12 protein-coding genes and 2 tRNA genes are annotated in these 17,363 nt (G+C 62.1%); 2 read left to right on the forward strand and 12 right to left on the reverse strand.

The genetic code is table 11. The annotated features are described in order from the left end of the window. Positions 1–70: 70 nt before the first annotated feature. Together rlmB and rnr are read right to left on the reverse strand one after the other, a co-directional pair. Entirely contained in the window at positions 71–832 is a 762-nt protein-coding gene (gene rlmB / locus NPS29_RS07305) for a 23S rRNA (guanosine(2251)-2'-O)-methyltransferase RlmB (RefSeq protein ID WP_274131671.1), read from the reverse strand. After that, positions 829–3,447: a ribonuclease R gene (rnr, locus tag NPS29_RS07310; RefSeq protein WP_274131672.1), complete on the reverse strand. Its 2,619-nt coding sequence runs from the start codon at positions 3,445–3,447 to the stop codon at positions 829–831. The genes rlmB and rnr overlap by 4 nt, the downstream gene beginning before the upstream one ends. Before the next feature lie 227 nt (positions 3,448–3,674). Between rnr and NPS29_RS07315 the strand changes: the two genes are divergently transcribed. Together NPS29_RS07315 and NPS29_RS07320 are read left to right on the forward strand one after the other, a co-directional pair. Continuing rightward, positions 3,675–3,761 (forward strand) — tRNA-Leu (locus tag NPS29_RS07315). 231 nt (positions 3,762–3,992) lie between these two features. Next, positions 3,993–4,079: transfer RNA gene (locus tag NPS29_RS07320), tRNA-Leu, on the forward strand. Positions 4,080–4,243: 164 nt separating this feature from the next. Here NPS29_RS07320 and NPS29_RS07325 read toward each other — a convergent pair. From NPS29_RS07325 to NPS29_RS07370, 10 genes are all read right to left on the reverse strand, one after another. Further along, positions 4,244–6,178 carry a methyl-accepting chemotaxis protein gene (locus tag NPS29_RS07325; RefSeq protein WP_274131673.1) on the reverse strand — a complete coding sequence of 645 codons (1,935 nt, stop codon included), beginning with the start codon at positions 6,176–6,178 and terminating at the stop codon, positions 4,244–4,246. 149 nt (positions 6,179–6,327) lie between these two features. After that, positions 6,328–7,620: an adenylosuccinate synthase gene (locus tag NPS29_RS07330; RefSeq protein WP_274131674.1), complete on the reverse strand. Its 1,293-nt coding sequence runs from the start codon at positions 7,618–7,620 to the stop codon at positions 6,328–6,330. Between the two features lie 54 nt (positions 7,621–7,674). Continuing rightward, positions 7,675–8,862: an ATP phosphoribosyltransferase regulatory subunit gene (locus NPS29_RS07335; RefSeq protein ID WP_274131675.1), complete on the reverse strand. Its 1,188-nt coding sequence runs from the start codon at positions 8,860–8,862 to the stop codon at positions 7,675–7,677. A gap of 295 nt (positions 8,863–9,157) precedes the next feature. Then, complete coding sequence (gene hflC, locus NPS29_RS07340; protein ID WP_274131677.1) at positions 9,158–10,027, reverse strand: protease modulator HflC; 870 nt, start codon at positions 10,025–10,027, stop codon at positions 9,158–9,160. Further along, positions 10,027–11,205, reverse strand: a complete 1,179-nt coding sequence (hflK, locus tag NPS29_RS07345; protein ID WP_274131678.1) for an FtsH protease activity modulator HflK — start codon at positions 11,203–11,205, stop codon at positions 10,027–10,029. Before hflK ends, hflC begins: the two co-directional genes overlap by 1 nt. Positions 11,206–11,301: 96 nt before the next feature. After that, the gene (gene hflX, locus NPS29_RS07350; RefSeq protein WP_274131679.1) at positions 11,302–12,603 is read right to left on the reverse strand and encodes a ribosome rescue GTPase HflX; all 1,302 of its coding nucleotides are present in this window, start codon (positions 12,601–12,603) and stop codon (positions 11,302–11,304) included. Positions 12,604–12,615: 12 nt separating this feature from the next. Beyond that, positions 12,616–12,876 carry an RNA chaperone Hfq gene (gene hfq / locus NPS29_RS07355; protein WP_007921378.1) on the reverse strand — a complete coding sequence of 87 codons (261 nt, stop codon included), beginning with the start codon at positions 12,874–12,876 and terminating at the stop codon, positions 12,616–12,618. Between the two features lie 90 nt (positions 12,877–12,966). Then, the gene (gene miaA / locus NPS29_RS07360) at positions 12,967–13,938 is read right to left on the reverse strand and encodes a tRNA (adenosine(37)-N6)-dimethylallyltransferase MiaA (RefSeq protein ID WP_274131682.1); all 972 of its coding nucleotides are present in this window, start codon (positions 13,936–13,938) and stop codon (positions 12,967–12,969) included. Then, complete coding sequence (gene mutL / locus NPS29_RS07365; protein ID WP_274131683.1) at positions 13,938–15,926, reverse strand: DNA mismatch repair endonuclease MutL; 1,989 nt, start codon at positions 15,924–15,926, stop codon at positions 13,938–13,940. Before mutL ends, miaA begins: the two co-directional genes overlap by 1 nt. Then, entirely contained in the window at positions 15,923–17,362 is a 1,440-nt protein-coding gene (locus NPS29_RS07370) for an N-acetylmuramoyl-L-alanine amidase (protein WP_274131684.1), read from the reverse strand. The genes mutL and NPS29_RS07370 overlap by 4 nt, the downstream gene beginning before the upstream one ends. Between the last annotated feature and the right edge of the window lies 1 nt (position 17,363).

Here is a 17,363-nt window from a genome sequence, read left to right on the forward strand (position 1 = left end):
CGGCTTGCCGGCGGGGGCGTCTGTGAAATCGCCCCCGCCGGCAAGCCGTGCTGCTACGGATGGTGCGGGATCAAGCTTTCCTGGCAGCAGCCTTGGCGCTGCGCTGGCGCATCGCTTCGAACAGGCAGACACCGGTCGCCACGGACACGTTCAGGCTGCTGACGCTACCGGCCATCGGCAAGCGCACCAGGTAGTCGCAGTGCTCGCGGGTCAGGCGGCGCATGCCTTTGCCTTCGGCGCCCATGATCATGATGGTCGGCCCGGTCAGGTCCTGTTGATACAGTTCCTGTTCGGCCTCGCCCGCCGTGCCGACGATCCACAGGCCGCGCTGCTGGAGTTTTTCCAGGGTGCGCGCCAGGTTGGTCACGGCCACCAGCGGAATCACTTCCGCCGCGCCGCACGCCACTTTACGCACGGTCGGAGTCAGGGTCGCGGACTTGTCCTTGGGCACGATCACCGCCAGCGCACCGGCCGCATCGGCAGTACGCAGGCAGGCGCCGAGGTTGTGCGGGTCGGTCACGCCGTCCAGCACCAGAATCAGCGGCGGGCCTTCGGTACGGTCCAGCAGCTCGTCGAGCATCGCCTCGCCCCAGACCTGGCTTGGGCTGACATCCGCCACCACGCCCTGGTGAACACCTTCAACCCAGGCGTCCATCTCACGGCGCTCGGCCTGCCCAACCGACACACGGTTCTGCGCCGCCAGATCGATCAACACCTGAACGCGCGGGTCGCTGCGGCCTTCAGCCAGCCAGATCTGCTTGACCCGCTTGGGGTGATGACGCAACAACGCTTCTACCGCGTGAACGCCGTAGATTTTTTCCAGCTGACTCATGACTTCGCCTTAGGTTTACGCGCCCCGCCGCTCTTGGCAGCCGGAGCCGAGCCCGATTTTGGCGGGCCTTTACGGTGTTTACTCGGTTTTGCCGACTTGCCGGCAGGAGCGGAGTCACTCCGGGACGGCTTTCCCGACGACGCCTTGCTACCACCCTTCGCTTCAGCCAGCAGGGCTTTTTTCATCTCGCGGCTCTTGCGCACTTCGGCGTTCTTGGCTGCCGCATCGCTTGGGCGATAGGCCTCGACCACAGGCTCCTTGGCGGCACGACGGCTCGGGCGAGAGGAGCTGGTCTTTTCCGCAGCCTTCTCGACAGGCGCAGGCTCTGCGGCCTTGCGCTTGCGGGTCGTCGGCGAAACAGCGGCCTTGTCGGACATTTCGAAGTCGATCTTGCGCTCGTCGAGATCGACGCGCATGACCCGCACTTCGACGGTGTCACCCAGACGGAAGCTGCGACCGGTGCGCTCGCCCGCCAGACGGTGATGAACCGGGTCGAAATGGTAATAGTCGCCCGGCAGCGCGGTGACGTGCACCAGGCCTTCGACGTAGATGTCAGTCAGCTCGACGAACAGACCAAAGCCGGTCACAGCCGTGATCACGCCCGGGAACGACTCGCCCACGCGATCCTTCATGAACTCGCACTTGAGCCAGTTGGTCACGTCGCGCGTGGCCTCGTCGGCACGGCGTTCGCTCATCGAGCACTGTTCGCCCAACTGCTCCAGCGCCGCCACGTCGTACGGGTAGATCCGAGCTTTCGGGATGGTCGAACCACCAGCACGACGAACGTGCGGGGTGTCCTGCTTCGAGTGAATGACGCTGCGAATGGCCCGATGGGTCAGCAGGTCCGGGTAGCGGCGAATCGGCGAGGTGAAGTGGGTGTACGCCTCGTAATTCAGGCCGAAGTGGCCGTTGTTGTCGGAGGTGTAAACCGCCTGGCTCAGCGAGCGCAGCATGACGGTCTGGATCAGGTGGTAATCCGGACGGTCCTTGATGTTTTCCAGCAGCGCCTGGTAGTCCTTCGGCGACGGACCGTCCTTGCCCTTGTGCAGGGAAAGGCCCAGCTCACCGAGGAAGGCACGCAGTTTTTCCAGGCGCTCCGGCGGCGGGCCGTCGTGGACGCGGTACAGCGCAGGAATCTCGTGTTTCTTGAGGAATTGCGCGGTGGCCACGTTCGCCGCCAGCATGCATTCTTCGATCAGCTTGTGAGCGTCGTTGCGGGTGGTCGGCCGAATTTCGGCGATCTTGCGCTCGGAACCGAAGATGATCCGGGTTTCCTGGGTCTCGAAATCGATCGCGCCGCGGGCATGACGGGCGCCCAGCAGGACCTTGTACAACGCATAGAGCTGCTTGAGGTCCGGCACGACTTCGCCGTACTGGCTGCGCAGTTGCTTGGCCTCGGCGGTTTTCGGGTGCTCCAGCATCGTGCTGACCTTGTTGTAGGTCAGGCGTGCATGGGAATGGATCACCGCCTCGTAGAACACGTAGTCGGTCATTTCGCCGGTCTTGGAGATGGTCATCTCGCAGACCATCGCCAGACGGTCGACCAGCGGATTGAGCGAGCACAGGCCGTTGGACAACTGCTCGGGCAGCATCGGCACCACGCGCTCCGGGAAGTACACGGAGTTGCCGCGCACCTGGGATTCGGCATCCAGCGCCGAGCCGATCTTCACGTAGCTGGAGACGTCGGCAATGGCCACGTACAGCTTCCAGCCACCGGAGAACAGGCGCAGCTTGCCCGGTTTGGCTTCGCAGTACACCGCGTCGTCGAAGTCGCGGGCGTCTTCGCCGTCGATGGTGACGAACGGCAGGTGGCGCAGGTCGATGCGGTGTTCCTTGTCCTTCTCCTGCACTTCAGGCTTGAGCTTGGCGGCTTCCTTGAGCACCGCTTCAGGCCAGACGTGAGGGATGTCGTAGGTACGCAGCGCGACATCGATTTCCATGCCCGGCGCCATGTAGTTGCCCACGACTTCGACCACGTCGCCCTGAGGCTGGAAGCGCGGCGTCGGCCAGTGAGTGATCTTCACCTCGACGAACTGGCCGATCTTGGCGTTGGCGTTGCGGCCCGGCGTGACCAGCACTTCCTGCTGGATCTTCGGGTTGTCGGCGACGACGAAACCGATGCCCTGCTCCTCGAAGTAGCGACCGACGATGGTTTCGTGGGCGCGGGAGATGACCTCGACGATCACGCCTTCGCGACGGCCACGACGATCAAGGCCCGAAACCCGTGCCAGGGCACGGTCGCCATCGAACACCAGGCGCATCTGCGCCGGGCTCATGAACAGGTCGTCCGAACCGTCGTCCGGGACCAGGAAGCCGAAGCCGTCGCGGTGACCGCTGATGCGGCCCAGGATCAGGTCGAGCTTGTCCACCGGCGCGTAGGTGCCGCGGCGGGTGTAGATCAGTTGGCCATCGCGCTCCATGGCGCGCAGGCGCCGGCGCAGGGCCTCAATCTGATCTTCGGTGGTCAGGCCGAACTCTGCGACCAGCTCTTCACGGGCTGCGGGTGATCCGCGCTCGGAGAGGTGCGCCAGGATCAGTTCGCGGCTTGGGATGGGGTTTTCGTATTTTTCCGCTTCACGAGCGGCCTCGGGATCGAGGGACTGCCAATCGGCCATTAGAATGAGTTCACCTTATCTGTATGCAATTAGTTTGGCATATACCCGATTGAAACGCGAAGGCAGCGTTTGCTGAGTCTTTTCGCTATTTCAAAAAAAATTTCACTTCGGGGGTTTACAGCCCCGATTCCCATCCGTAAGATGCGCCCCACAACGACGGCACACGCCACGTTGTAGTTGAAATCAAGCGGCTTTTTAAACAAATAGTCGAATGAAATCAACGAATTGCCCAGATGGTGAAATTGGTAGACACGCCAGCTTCAGGTGCTGGTGACCTTACGGTCGTGGAAGTTCGAGTCTTCTTCTGGGCACCAATTCAACGAAACCGAGCCAAGTGCTCGGTTTTGTGCTTTCCGGGGTTTGAAAAAACCCGCAGCAGAACCATCTCCCAGCCTAGTCCATTCCCCGACTTGCGCGATTGCGAACAGCGACCGCCCTTCTCGCCCGCCTCCTTTTGGGCGCATCCTGCAAAAAATCCATCTCGCGCTAATTTTTCTCAAATTTATGTTGCATTAAAACGAAAAATCTAATTAAATCAGCGCCATGCCCAGGTGGTGAAATTGGTAGACACGCCAGCTTCAGGTGCTGGTGACCTTACGGTCGTGGAAGTTCGAGTCTTCTCCTGGGCACCAAACAAAAACGAAACCGAGCCAAGTGCTCGGTTTTGTGCTTTCTGGGGGTTGGAAAATCTCACCTACTTTACGTAGCAGCACGGCTTGCCGGCGGGAGCGGTGTGTCAGCGCCAGCGATGTTGGCTGACACGCCGCCCCCGCCGGCAAGCCGTGCTGCTACGGGTCTATGCGCGGAACTGCCCCAGGCTCGCCTTGAGCTGCGCCGCCAGTTTGTCCAGCGCCTTGCCACTGGCCGTCGTCTCTACCACCGCCTGCGCGGCCTTCTCTGCCTGCGCATGAATAACCTCGACACGCCCACGCACCGCTTGCGCACCCTGCGCCTGCTGCTCGGCCGCACGCGTCGCCAGGCCTATCGCCGCATGCACCTGCTCGACCGATGTCTGCACGCTTTGCTGCAGGCGCGCGCTGTCGCGCAATACGGCCAACCCTTCCTTGGCCTGACGCCCGGCCAGCCCGATGGTGGCCACGGCCTCTTTCGCGCCTGACTGCAATTTCGCGATGTGTTCCTGAATGTCACCGGTCGAGCTTTGCGTCTTGCTGGCCAGCGCCCGCACTTCATCCGCCACCACAGCAAAGCCGCGACCGGTTTCGCCCGCCCGCGCCGCTTCGATCGCCGCGTTGAGGGCCAGCAGGTTGGTCTGTTCGGCAATGCCATGAATCACTTCCAGCACCACCTCGATTTGTTCGCTCTGCTGCGCAAGGCGCTCGATCACCTGCGATCCGGTTTCGACCTGTCCGGCCAGCGCCTCGATCAGATTGCCCACCTGCGCGGAGGTGCGGGTGTTTTCATCGGTTGCCTGGCGGATATCCACCACTTGCTGCAAGGCCGCCTGCATCGCCTTGCTTTCAGCCTGCGCCTCGTCGGCCATGTGCGACAGCGCCTGCAAACTCGCCGCTACCTCATCGCGCTGCAGTTCGGCTGCAGCATCGGCCCCGGCGTTGCGCTTGCTCATCGCACCGATCTCGACGCCCGTCTGCTGCGCCACATCCCCGGCCTCACGCACGATGGGCTGCAACTTGTCGACGAACCGATTTACGGCAGCCGCCATGTCACCGATCTCGTCGTTGCTGTTGAGCTTGACCCGCTTGGTCAGGTCGCCCTCTCCCGCCGCCAGATCATCCAGCGCACGGTTGAGTAACTGGATACGCAGCACGACACGGCGCCCCAATACCACCGCCAGCACGATCAACACGCCAAGTCCGACCAGCGCCAGGCCCACGCCTATTTTCAGGCGCAAAGCCTCTGCCGCTTCCTGAACCGCTGAACGGGTATTGGTCGCCATCGCCGTGGCCGAGCCTTGCGCCGTTTGCAGCCGCGCACGCAGCGCGCCGGAACTCTCCGCCGCAGCACCACCCAGGCTCTCAGACACCAGTTGCTCGCCACTGCCGATCAGCGCCGTGAAGCGTTTGTCCAGCGCCGCCAGGTCAGTCTCGACCGAGGCCGTGGAAACGCCCATGCGCACCTTGCCGATCTCGACGCCATTGGGGCTGATGGACGCCTCGACGTAGTACACCTGCGGGTCTTTCTGCGCAGCATTGAGCACCTTGTCCATGGCACGCTCGCCATCGCCCTTGGCCAGCAGCGACTTGATCGCCTCGCTGTCGCGGTTCAGGTAGCGGGTCAGGTGTTCGCCCTGGGCGTCGTCGTACACCACGAACAGCACGTTGGGATTGCGCTGGGCGCGGCGGGCGAACTCGGAAAGCGTCGGCGTATCGTTGTCCCACATGGCGCGAGGCGCGACCGCTGCAAGAAGCTCTGCCATGTCTGTTGCCGAATCCTTCAGATCCTTCTCAAGCGTCGCACGCAGTTGCTTCTGCTCGTCCTTCAGGCGCGTAGAGAGCCCTGCGCTCAAGCGCTGGCGGGTATTCTGCGAAAGGCTGTCCAGACTGGATGTTACGTCGCGGCTTGCCTGCTCAAGCTCCCCGGACAAGTGTTGCGAATCTACACCCAGGCGCGCGGCGAGATCGGACTCCAGCGCCGTGACCGTGCTCCGGGTCAGGGCGAGCGCAACCAGCACCTGCACCAAAAGGGCAATGCCAAGGGCAATGAATACGGGGCGCAGCAAGCGGCTGCGAAAAAGCGAAAGAACGGCAGACACAGGAGATCCCCCAGCGCAAGCGCCACTAAAATGATGGCGTCTTTTCTGGCGGTATTTACAGCAAGTGTTGTGCCGTAATCGAAAGAGGGATATTGCAGGCAAAACAAAGGGCCGCCTGAGCGACCCTTTGTTTGTGCATCAACGACTTATCAACCGAACGGGTGACGCAGAACGATGGTTTCGTTGCGATCCGGGCCCGTCGAAATAATGTCGATCGGTGCGCCGACCAGTTCTTCCAGACGCTTGATATAAGCGCGGGCGTTGGCTGGCAGCTCTTCCAGGGTCTTGGCGCCCAGGGTCGATTCGCTCCAGCCTGGCACTTGCTCGTACACCGGCTCCAGGCCGATGTAGCTGTCGGCGTCGGTCGGAGCTTCGATCACGGCACCGTTTTCGTTCTTGTAACCCACGCAGATGTTGATGGTTTCAAGACCGTCCAGTACGTCCAGCTTGGTCAGGCAGATGCCCGAGATGCTGTTGACGTCGATGGCGCGACGCAGGATGACGGCATCGAACCAGCCGCAACGGCGGGCACGGCCGGTGGTCGCACCGAACTCGTGGCCACGCTTGGCCAGGAAAGCACCGACGTCGTCGAACAGTTCGGTCGGGAACGGACCGGAACCGACGCGAGTGGTGTAGGCCTTGGTGATGCCCAGGATGTAGTCGATGAACATCGGGCCAACGCCGGAACCGGTGGCGATGCCGCCAGCAGTGGTGTTGGAGCTGGTGACGTACGGGTAGGTACCGTGGTCGATGTCCAGCAGCGAACCCTGAGCACCTTCGAACATGATGTCTTTGCCGGCACGACGCATTTCATGCAGCGCAGCGGTGACGTCCAGCATCATCGGCTTGAGCTGCTCGGCGTATTCCATGCACTCGTCCAGAGTCTTCTGGAAATCGATTGCAGGCTCTTTGTAGTAATTGACCAGCACGAAGTTGTGGTAGTCCAGCAGCTCGCCCAGCTTGGCGGCGAAACGCTCGCGGTGGAACAGGTCACCGATGCGCAGGCCACGGCGTGCAACCTTGTCTTCGTAGGCCGGGCCGATGCCGCGACCGGTGGTGCCGATCTTCTGCTCGCCACGGGCCTTTTCACGGGCCTGGTCCAGCGCCACATGGTACGACAGGATCAGCGGGCAGGACGGGCTGATGCGCAGACGCTCGCGCACAGGAATGCCCTTCTCTTCCAGCTTGGTGATTTCACGCATGAGTGCGTCAGGCGCCACGACCACACCGTTACCGATCAGGCACTGCACGCCTTCGCGCAGGACACCGGACGGAATCAGGTGCAGGACGGTTTTCTCGCCATCGATCACCAGGGTGTGACCGGCGTTGTGGCCGCCTTGATAGCGAACTACCGCGGTAGCATGTTCGGTCAGCAGATCAACGATCTTGCCTTTGCCCTCATCACCCCACTGGGTGCCCAGGACTACGACATTCTTACCCATAACACTTGTCCTCATTCACGCAAACTTGGTGCCGGCTGCAGCCGACTGGAAAACTCAAGAGGCCAGCGGCATTACCTGCCAAAGCTCGCCATGCTGAATCAATTGCCGATCACAGTCGGCTTCTTTCGCTGCGCAGACCTCCTGGCCCGGCAACGCCTGGACCACGCGCTCACCTTCGCTGCGCAGCTGGCAGACTTTCTGCCAGAGTGCCGCATCGGTGCTGTCAGGCATCCAGATACCGCCAGACGGTAGCTCGATCTGTGCCTGCCCTAGCGTGACCAGGGTCTTGAGATCGGTGGAGAAGCCCGTTGCCGGACGCGCACGACCGAAGTCGGCACCGATATCATCGTAACGACCGCCCTGGGCGATGGACTGGCCAACGCCCGGAACGAATACCGCGAACACCACGCCGGTGTGGTAGTGATAACCACGCAGCTCGCCCAAGTCGAAGTACAGCGGCAGATCCGGGAAGCGAGCCGACAGACGCTCTGCGATTTCCAGCAGATCGTCCAGTGCCTCGATGACCGGTGCCGGCGCCTTGGCCAGACGGTCACGGGCAGCGGCGAGCACTTCACGACCACCGCACAGATCGACCAATGCACGCAGCATGGCGGCCAGATCCGCTGGCAGGTTTTCGGTCAAGGTCACGACTTCGTCGATGGCCTTGCGCTGCAGGGCATCGAACAGCTGCTGCTCGACTTCGCCCGACAGACCGGCCGCACGGGCCAGGCCACGGTAGATACCGACATGGCCCAGGTCCATATGGACATCAGGCACGTCCGACAGTTGAAGCATAGCCAGCATCAGGCTGATGACTTCGACATCGCTGCTTGGGCTGGCGTCGCCGTACAACTCGGCACCCAACTGGATCGGGCTGCGCGAGGACGACAGGGCACGAGGCTGCGCATGCAGGACGCTACCGGCGTAGCACAGGCGGCTCGGGCCTTCGCGGCGCAGGGTGTGCGCGTCGATCCGGGCGACCTGCGGGGTGATGTCCGCACGGAAACCCATCTGCCGGCCCGACTGCGGGTCGACCACCTTGAAGGTGCGCAGATCCAGATCCTGGCCAGCACCTGTGAGCAGTGATTCGAGGTATTCGATGTGCGGGGTGACGACGAACTCGTAGCCCCAGCTCTGAAACAGATCCAACACCTGACGACGCGCCACTTCTATGCGCGCAGCTTCCGGCGGCAGTACTTCCTCGATGCCATCCGGCAGCAGCCAGCGGTCAACCGTTGCCATTACGCCTTTCCCCTATGATCCGGGCGGCCAACCCTCGGGCGGGCCTTGAGTGAAGCAGACAGTGCCCTGCGGACGTCGTTTTCAGGGCGTTTGCGCCTGAGCCTTCTGTCTCGCAGCTTTGCGAACACTGTCCTCGAAAAAACTGCCGCGCACGAAACACGCCACGGCCAATCAATCGTGTAGACGCAAAAAAGCCGGGAATTTCCCGGCTGCCGCATCATACACACGTTTTGGCGCAGGATCACCCCGCCGGACAGTTTTGCCGCCCGGCGGGGCCATCAATTACCGTGCGCGATTACGGTTTGGCTTTCTCCAGGTAGCGGAAAAACTCGCTGCCCGGATCCAGCACCATCACGTCGCTCTTGTTCGCGAAACTTTCGCGGTAGGCACGCAGGCTGCGGTAGAACGCGTAGAACTCCTGATCCTGACCGTAGGCCTTGGAATAGATGGCGGCGGCTTGTGCATCACCGTCACCACGGGCTTCCTCGGACTCACGATAGGCTTCGGCCAGCAACACGCGGCGTTGACGATCGGCGTCGGCACGGATGCCTTCGGCCAGCTCGTTACCCTTGGCGCGGTGCTCGCGAGCTTCACGCTCACGCTCGGTGCTCATGCGCTCGAACACGCTGCGGTTCACTTCCTTGGGCAGGTCGATGGCCTTGACGCGGACGTCGATGACTTCGATGCCCAGTTCCTTCTCGGCCATGCGGTTCAGGGAAGCGGTGATGTCAGCCATCAACGCATCGCGCTCACCCGACACGGCTTCGTGCAGGGTGCGCTTGCCGAACTGGTCACGCAGCCCGGACTCCAGGCGGCGGGACAGGCGCTCGTCAGCGATCTGCTTCAGGCCCGATGTCGCGGTGTAGAAACGCTCTGCGTCCTTCACGCGCCACTTGGCGTAGGCATCGACCATGACCGCTTTCTTTTCCAGCGTCAGGAAACGCTGGGTCGGCGCGTCCAGGGTCAACAGGCGACCATCGAACTTGCGAACCTGGTTCACGTAAGGAACCTTCACATGCAGGCCTGGCGCGACATCCGCCTGGACCACACGACCAAATTGCAGCAATACCGCCCGCTCGGTCTGCGAGACGATATAGAAGCTGTTCCACGCGACCACGGCCAGTACGGCACAGACGATCAGGGCGACCAGAGATTTATTGCTCATCAGCGAGTCTCCCTGGTGCGCGTTTCACGTTGCTGTTGCGTATCGGCGGCCCGGGAACCCGGATCTGCGATCACCGTCGCACCTCCATTGCCCGACGAGGCCGAACCACTGCGGCTGCTTTCGATCATTTTGTCCAATGGCAGGTAAAGCAGGTTGTTCTGACCCTTGTCGCCGGTCACGAGCACCTTGCTGGTATTGCTGAAGACTTCCTGCATGGTGTCCAGGTACAGACGCTCACGCGTGACCTCCGGCGCCTTGCGATACTCGGCCACCAGCTTGGTGAAGCGGTCTGCCTCACCCTTGGCACGGGAGACGACTTCATCGCGGTAACCGTTGGCGTCCTCGACGATGCGCTGGGCCTGACCACGGGCTTCCGGAATCACACCGTTGGCGTAGGTCTCGGCCTGGTTGCGCGAACGCTGCTCGTCTTCACGGGCACGAATCACGTCATCGAAGGCTTCCTGAACTTCACGGGGCGCCGCAGCGCTCTGTACGTTCACCTGGGTCACGGTGATACCGGTGCGATAGGTATCGAGGAAACGCTGGAGGCGCTCCTTGATTTCGCTGGCCATCAACTCGCGACCTTCGGTCAGCACCTGGTCCATGGCGGTCGAACCGACCACGTGGCGCAGGGCACTTTCGGTTGCATGCTGCAGGCTGACTTCAGGCTGATCGACGTTCAGCACGAAATCCTGCAGGTTGGTGATTCGGTATTGCACTGTCAACGGCACCTCGACGATGTTCTCGTCTTCGGTGAGCATCTGGCCCTGCTTGCTGTACGCACGCTCGCGCGTCACGTTCTCGAGGTACTTGCGATCGAATGGCGGGAAATAGATGTTCAGACCCGAACCCACTGTTTCGTAGTACTTGCCGAAGCGCAGGATAACCGCCTGTTCCTGCTCGTCGACCACATAAATGGCGTTGTAAAGCCAGATTGCGAGCAGCGCGACCAGGCCGATGCCGAGCAGGCCGAAACCGCCGCCCTTGCCCGAACCGCCGCCACTGCCGCTGCCATCACCACTGCGTTTCTTGCCACCACCGAACAACCCATTCAGGCTTTCCTGCAGCTTTCGGAAGGCCTCGTCGAGATCCGGTGGCCCCTTGCGGTCGCCGCCCTTGCGCTTGCCGCCCCAGGGATCCTGATTGTTCGAGTTGCCACCCGGCTCATTCCAAGCCATAGCGCTCTCCATCTGATAAAGCAAAGACGCGCCCGCGGCGCGCCGACCAATGCTACAGAATGCCTGTCAAAGCAGCACAACCGCTTTTTCAGGCTTTTATTGCAAAGTGTGTTGCTCGATGAATTCCAGCGGCTGCAGTCCTTCGCGACTCACCAGGCGATTGAATTCAACTCGGGGTAGCCTTACAGCCAACAGGCTCTGGCCTTCCTCGTCATGCTCCTCGCTCTGCACCGCTCCCAGCTGGAAGAACTGGGCGCGAAGCCTTGCGAAGCGTTGCGACAGGCACAGGGTGCCAACGAACAGATCGTTGCCCAACAATTCGGCGATGGCTTGCTTGAGCAAGTCCAGGCCACGACCGTCACGAGCGGAAACCCAGACCCTTTGCGGCTTGCCATCGGCATCGCGCTGGATCTGAGGCTCGACCCCCTCGAGCAAATCGAGTTTGTTATAGACCTCGAGCATCGGCAAGTCCTGGGCACCGATCTCGCCCAGTACCGCCATTACCTGCTCAATCTGCTCCATGCGGTCGGGCTCGTGAGCGTCGATCACATGCAGCAACAGGTCCGAGTTGCTCGACTCTTCGAGCGTAGCCCGAAAGGCCTCGACCAGCTTGTGCGGCAGATGGCGGATGAATCCCACCGTATCGGCCAGCACGATCGGCCCCAGGTCGTTGAGTTCAAGACGGCGCAGGGTCGGGTCAAGGGTGGCGAACAGTTGGTCAGCAGCGTAGACGTCGGAATCGGTCACCGCATTGAACAGCGTCGATTTGCCGGCGTTGGTGTAGCCAACGATCGAAACGGTCGGGATGTCCGCGCGCGAGCGGCCACGGCGGGCCTGGTCACGCTGGCTGCGGACCTTCTCGAGACGGCTCTTGATCTGGCGCAGGCGCACCCGCAACAGACGCCGGTCGGTCTCGAGCTGGGTTTCACCCGGACCGCGCAGGCCGATACCACCGCCCTGACGCTCAAGGTGAGTCCAGCCGCGAACCAGGCGCGTGCTCATATGTTCAAGCTGGGCCAGTTCGACCTGCAGCTTGCCCTCGTGGGTACGGGCGCGCTGGGCGAAGATGTCGAGAATCAGACCCGTACGGTCAAGCACGCGACACTCGAACACACGCTCGAGGTTACGTTCCTGACTGGGCGTAAGGATGTGATTGAAGATGACGATATCGGTTTTTTCGGCCTGGACCAGATCGCGCAATTCCTCGACCTTGCCACTGCCTACCAGATATTTGGCCGTTGGCCGATGTCGTGGCACGTTGATGAACGCGACGATATCGGCACCCGCCGAAACAGCCAGTTCCCGGAACTCCTGCGGATCTTCGCGCGCCTCAGGGTCCTGGCCATCCAAATGAACGAGGATTGCCCGCTCACCACCACCGTGGCGCTCAAAGAACAAGGCAGACTCCTATCAGGCGTTACCTGGCTCAGCATCACCCTGTTCGGATTCGGAAGCGCTAGGCAGGCGAATTGGACGAACTGGAACGACGGTAGAGATAGCGTGCTTGTAAACCATTTGGCTGACAGTGTTCTTCAGCAAAATGACGAACTGGTCGAACGACTCGATCGTGCCTTGCAGTTTGATACCGTTTACCAGATAGATCGAAACCCCGACCTTCTCTTTACGCAAAGTATTCAGGTAAGGGTCTTGTAGCGAATGCCCTTTTGACATGTGCCGCACTCCTTTAAGGATCAATAGAATAAATTCGAAAACATTGGCTTGGGCCGTTACCCCCCAAGGATAGACGGCTATTGCAAGGACTCAGCTCAATATGGAGGCCGATCCCAGGTATTTCAAGGTGCGTGGCAGATTGTCGCAAGCCAGGCTGTCCAACCAGTGTAAATCTTCCCAGCTTCGCAGCCAGGTGAACTGCCTCTTGGCCAACTGGCGCGTGGCGATGATGCCGCGTTCGCGCATCTCGTCGCGGGTCAGGTTGCCGTCAAGGTAGTCCCAGACCTGGCGATACCCTACAGCTCTGATAGACGGCAAATTCGAGTGCAGGTCACCCCTCGAACGTAACGCTACGACTTCTTCAACGAATCCTTCATCGAGCATTTGCCCGAAACGCAGTGCGATCCGGTCATGCAATACCTTGCGATCTGCCGGAGCAATCGCAAGATTTGCGACAGTATAGGGCAATTGATGCCGCCCCGAACCGCCAGCTTGAGCACTTTGCGCACTTTGTTGCTCGCGATGCGCGGTCATGCTCATTCCGCTGACCCGATAAACTTCCAGTGCCCGCACCAACCGCTGTGGATCGTTGGGATGAATCCGCGCCGCCGACACCGGGTCGATACTCGCCAATTCATCGTGCAATGCCTGCCAGCCACGACTGGCCGCTTCGGCTTCCAGTTGTGCCCGAACCTGTGGATCGGCGGCCGGCATGTCGGCAAGGCCCTCCAATAGAGCCTTGAAATACAACATGGTGCCACCGACCAGCAGGGGAATTTTCCCCCGGGCGGTGATTTCGGCCATGGCCTGCAAGGCATCGGTACGAAAATCAGCGGCGGAATAGCTCTGCGACGGGTCGAGAATATCGATCAATCGATGCGGATACTTGTCCAGAAGCGCTTTTGAAGGCTTGGCGGTGCCGATGTCCATGCCACGATAGACCAGCGCCGAGTCGACACTGATGAGTTCGCACGGCAGCACCTTGGTCAGTTCGATTGCAAGATCGGTCTTGCCAGCGGCGGTCGGCCCCATCAGAAAGATGGCCGGAGGATAGGCACTCATCAGCGACCGCGCAGAAACAGTTTGTCGAGATCGTCCAGGCCCAGTTGGGTCCAGGTCGGCCGTCCGTGGTTGCATTGACCGCTGCGCTCGGTGTTTTCCATGTCGCGCAGCAGGCCGTTCATTTCCGGGATGGCCAGGCGACGGTTGGCGCGCACGGCGCCGTGGCAGGCCATGGTGCCGAGCAGTTCGTTCATGTGCGCCTGCACCCGGTCGCTGGTGCCGTATTCCATCAGGTCCGCCAGCACATCGTGCACCAGCCGGTTGGCTTCGGCCTGTTTGAGCAATGCCGGAATCTGCCGGATCGCCAGGCTCTCAGGGCCCAGGCGCTGCAGTTCGAAGCCCAGTTGCTGGAAGGTCGCCATGTGCTCCTCGGCGCAATCGGCCTCGCGCTGGCTGACGGCGATCGACTCAGGCACCAGCAGCGGCTGGCCGGAGAGCCCTTCGCTGGCCATGGCGATCTTCAGGCGTTCGTACATGATCCGCTCGTGGGCGGCATGCATGTCCACCAGCACCAGCCCGTGGGCGTTTTCGGCAAGGATATAGATGCCTTTGAGCTGCGCCAGCGCATAACCCAGTGGCGGGATATCGCCCTGGGACTCGGGCAGCGCAACGCCAGCGGACGCATCCGGACTGGCCTGAGCGCCCGGCAGCGGGGCAAAGAACGTGCTGTAGGCCGCCCGCGCTTCTTCCGCTGGCAACACCGACGCAGGGCGTGGCGTGTACTGATATTGATAGCCCGAACCGCTGCCGCTGCCCGGCGCGGAGCCGGCAGGAGGGTTCCAGGCCGGGCCTTGCGGGGTTTCCAGCACGTTGTTGGCCAGGCGCATCTCGCCCTGCGGGCCGAACTCGCCGGCTTCCGGCCCGGTTGGGCGCACCAGCGCGGTAACAGAGGTGGTGCCCGCCACCTGATCTTCAGGGCGCACATCACCCAGCGCGCGGTGCAGCGTGCCATAAAGGAAGTCATGCACCATGCGCCCGTCACGGAAGCGCACTTCGTGTTTGGTCGGGTGAACGTTGACGTCCACTGCCGCCGGATCGACCTCGAAGAACAGGGCGAACGTCGGGTGCCGACCGTTGAACAGCACGTCGCGGTAAGCCTGACGGACCGCGTGGGCAACCAGTTTGTCGCGCACCGCACGGCCGTTGACGAAGAAGTACTGCAAGTCAGCCTGGCTGCGGGAGAACGTCGGCAAACCGACCCAGCCCCAGAGTTTCAGGCCATTGCGCTCGACCTCGATGGGCAGCGCCTGTTCGAGAAAACCCGGCCCGCAGACAGCCGAGACGCGCCGCGCACGGGCCACGTCATCGCGGGCCTCGTGCAGGCTGAGGATGGTCTTGCCGTTATGGCGCAGGTGGAAGGCCACGTCGAAACGCGCCAGGGCCATGCGCTTGATGACTTCCTGCAGGTGATCGAATTCGGTCTTCTCGGCCTTGAGGAACTTGCGCCGGGCCGGGGTATTGAAGAACAGGTCGCGCACTTCCACCGAGGTGCCCACAGGATGCGCAGCAGGCTGCACGCGGGCGGCCATGTCGCGGCCTTCGGTTTCCACCTGCCAGGCCTGATCGGCGTCACGGGTGCGCGAGGTCAGGGTCAGGCGGGCGACGGAGCTGATCGATGCCAGCGCCTCACCGCGAAATCCCAGGCTCATGACCCGCTCGAGGTCTTCCAGGTCACGGATCTTGCTGGTGGCGTGGCGCGCCAGGGCCAGCGGCAGGTCGTCGGGGGAGATACCGCCGCCGTCGTCGCGCACGCGCAACAGCTTGATACCTGCCTGCTCGACGTCGACATCGATACGCCGGGCGCCGGAGTCCAGGCTGTTTTCCAGCAGCTCCTTGATGACCGACGCAGGGCGCTCGACCACCTCGCCCGCGGCGATCTGGTTGGCAAGCCGTGGGCTGAGCAACTGGATGCGCGCAGCCTGTGCTGCTGGGGTATCGCTGCCTACAGTAACGTCGAAGCCTTGCTCATCGAGCAGCAGGTCGGTCATGGCTCACCCGCCAGTTCCGCGCTCGGGATCTTCAATTGCTGGCCGACTTTCAGCTCATCGGAGCTCAGCCTGTTGGCGCTGCGCAACGCCTCCATGCTCATGTCATAGCGCGCCGACAGCATGCTCAGGGACTCGCCCGGGCGCACGGTGTGCTCACGCGGGCCCATGGCCAGCTTGCCGTTGTCGCGCAGCCAGGCAATGTAAGTGCCCTGCGGCGGGTTCTGCTGGAAGAACTGCTTCACGCCAGCGGTGATCGAACGCGCAAGCGCCTGCTGATGGCTCGCACCTTCAAGCTTGTTGGCTTCGGCGGCGTTGGAGATGAACCCGGTTTCGACCAGGATCGACGGGATGTCCGGCGACTTGAGCACCATGAAGCCCGCCTGCTCGACCCGGGACTTGTGCAGCGAAGTCACACGGCCAATGTTGCTCAGGACCTTCTGCCCGACGTTGAGGCTGGACGTCAGCGATGCGGTCATGGACAGGTCGAGCAACACGCCCGCGAGCATGCGGTCCTTGTCGTCCAGGCTCACGGCGCCCGCACCACCGATCAAGTCGGAGCGGTTTTCACTGTCGGCCAGCCAGCGCGCGGTTTCAGACGTCGCGCCGCGTTCAGACAGGGCGAACACCGATGCACCGAAGGCAGCCGATGAAGGCGCGGCGTCGGCGTGAATGGAAACGAACAGGTCGGCGCCCTTGGCGCGGGCAATCTCGGTGCGTTTACGCAGCGGAATGAAGTAGTCGCCGGTGCGGGTCAACTCTGCGCGATAGCCCTTCTCGGCGTTGATCTGGCGCTGCAGCTCCTTGGCGATGGACAGCACCACGTTCTTTTCTTTCTGGCCACGGCCACCCGAAGCGCCGGGGTCTTCGCCGCCGTGACCGGCATCGACCACCACCACGATGTCGCGCTTGCCGTTAGGCACAGGCGGCAACTTGATTTCAGGCTTGGACGGGCTGACCGGCACCGCAGGCGTGGCCGGGGCGACGGTTGCCGGGGTATCGGCCACGGTTGGCGTCGGGTTGGCGTCGGCCGGGTTGTCGTACAGGTCGACCACCAGACGGTTGCCATACTGTGCGTTCGGCGCCAGGGTGAAGCTCTTCGGGGTCACGGCCTTCTTCAGGTCGATGACCACACGCAGGTCGTCAGGGGTGCGCTGGGCCGAGCGCATGGCGGTAATCGGCGTGTTGGCGGTGCCGATATTCAGCGAACCGCCCAGGGTCGCGCCATTGATGTCGATCACCAGGCGGTCCGGGGACTGCAGCGTGAAGACGCTGTGCTGAACCGGCCCGGACAGGTCGAACACCAGGCGGGTGTTATCCGGAGCGCGCCACAAGCGGACACTTCGTACCTGTGTAGCGGCCAACGCATCGACAGCCAGTGTCGTCAGCAACAGTCCTACCACAGTAACCAGCGCGCGCATGCGCATACCTAACCCCATA

The sequence above is a fragment of the Pseudomonas putida genome, from assembly GCF_028682175.1.
GTDB lineage: Bacteria > Pseudomonadota > Gammaproteobacteria > Pseudomonadales > Pseudomonadaceae > Aquipseudomonas > Aquipseudomonas putida_AD.

Excerpts from the sequence above, each read along its gene's own strand:
- hfq (WP_007921378.1), bottom strand. The coding sequence starts at position 12,876 with ATGTCAAAAGGGCATTCGCTACAAGACCCTTACCTGAATACTTTGCGT.
- NPS29_RS07330 (WP_274131674.1), bottom strand. The coding sequence starts at position 7,620 with ATGGGTAAGAATGTCGTAGTCCTGGGCACCCAGTGGGGTGATGAGGGC.
- NPS29_RS07370 (WP_274131684.1), bottom strand. The coding sequence starts at position 17,362 with ATGGGGTTAGGTATGCGCATGCGCGCGCTGGTTACTGTGGTAGGACTG.
- hflK (WP_274131678.1), bottom strand. The coding sequence starts at position 11,205 with ATGGCTTGGAATGAGCCGGGTGGCAACTCGAACAATCAGGATCCCTGG.
- rnr (WP_274131672.1), bottom strand. The coding sequence starts at position 3,447 with ATGGCCGATTGGCAGTCCCTCGATCCCGAGGCCGCTCGTGAAGCGGAA.
- rlmB (WP_274131671.1), bottom strand. The coding sequence starts at position 832 with ATGAGTCAGCTGGAAAAAATCTACGGCGTTCACGCGGTAGAAGCGTTG.
- miaA (WP_274131682.1), bottom strand. The coding sequence starts at position 13,938 with ATGAGTGCCTATCCTCCGGCCATCTTTCTGATGGGGCCGACCGCCGCT.
- hflC (WP_274131677.1), bottom strand. The coding sequence starts at position 10,027 with ATGAGCAATAAATCTCTGGTCGCCCTGATCGTCTGTGCCGTACTGGCC.
- NPS29_RS07335 (WP_274131675.1), bottom strand. The coding sequence starts at position 8,862 with ATGGCAACGGTTGACCGCTGGCTGCTGCCGGATGGCATCGAGGAAGTA.
- mutL (WP_274131683.1), bottom strand. The coding sequence starts at position 15,926 with ATGACCGACCTGCTGCTCGATGAGCAAGGCTTCGACGTTACTGTAGGC.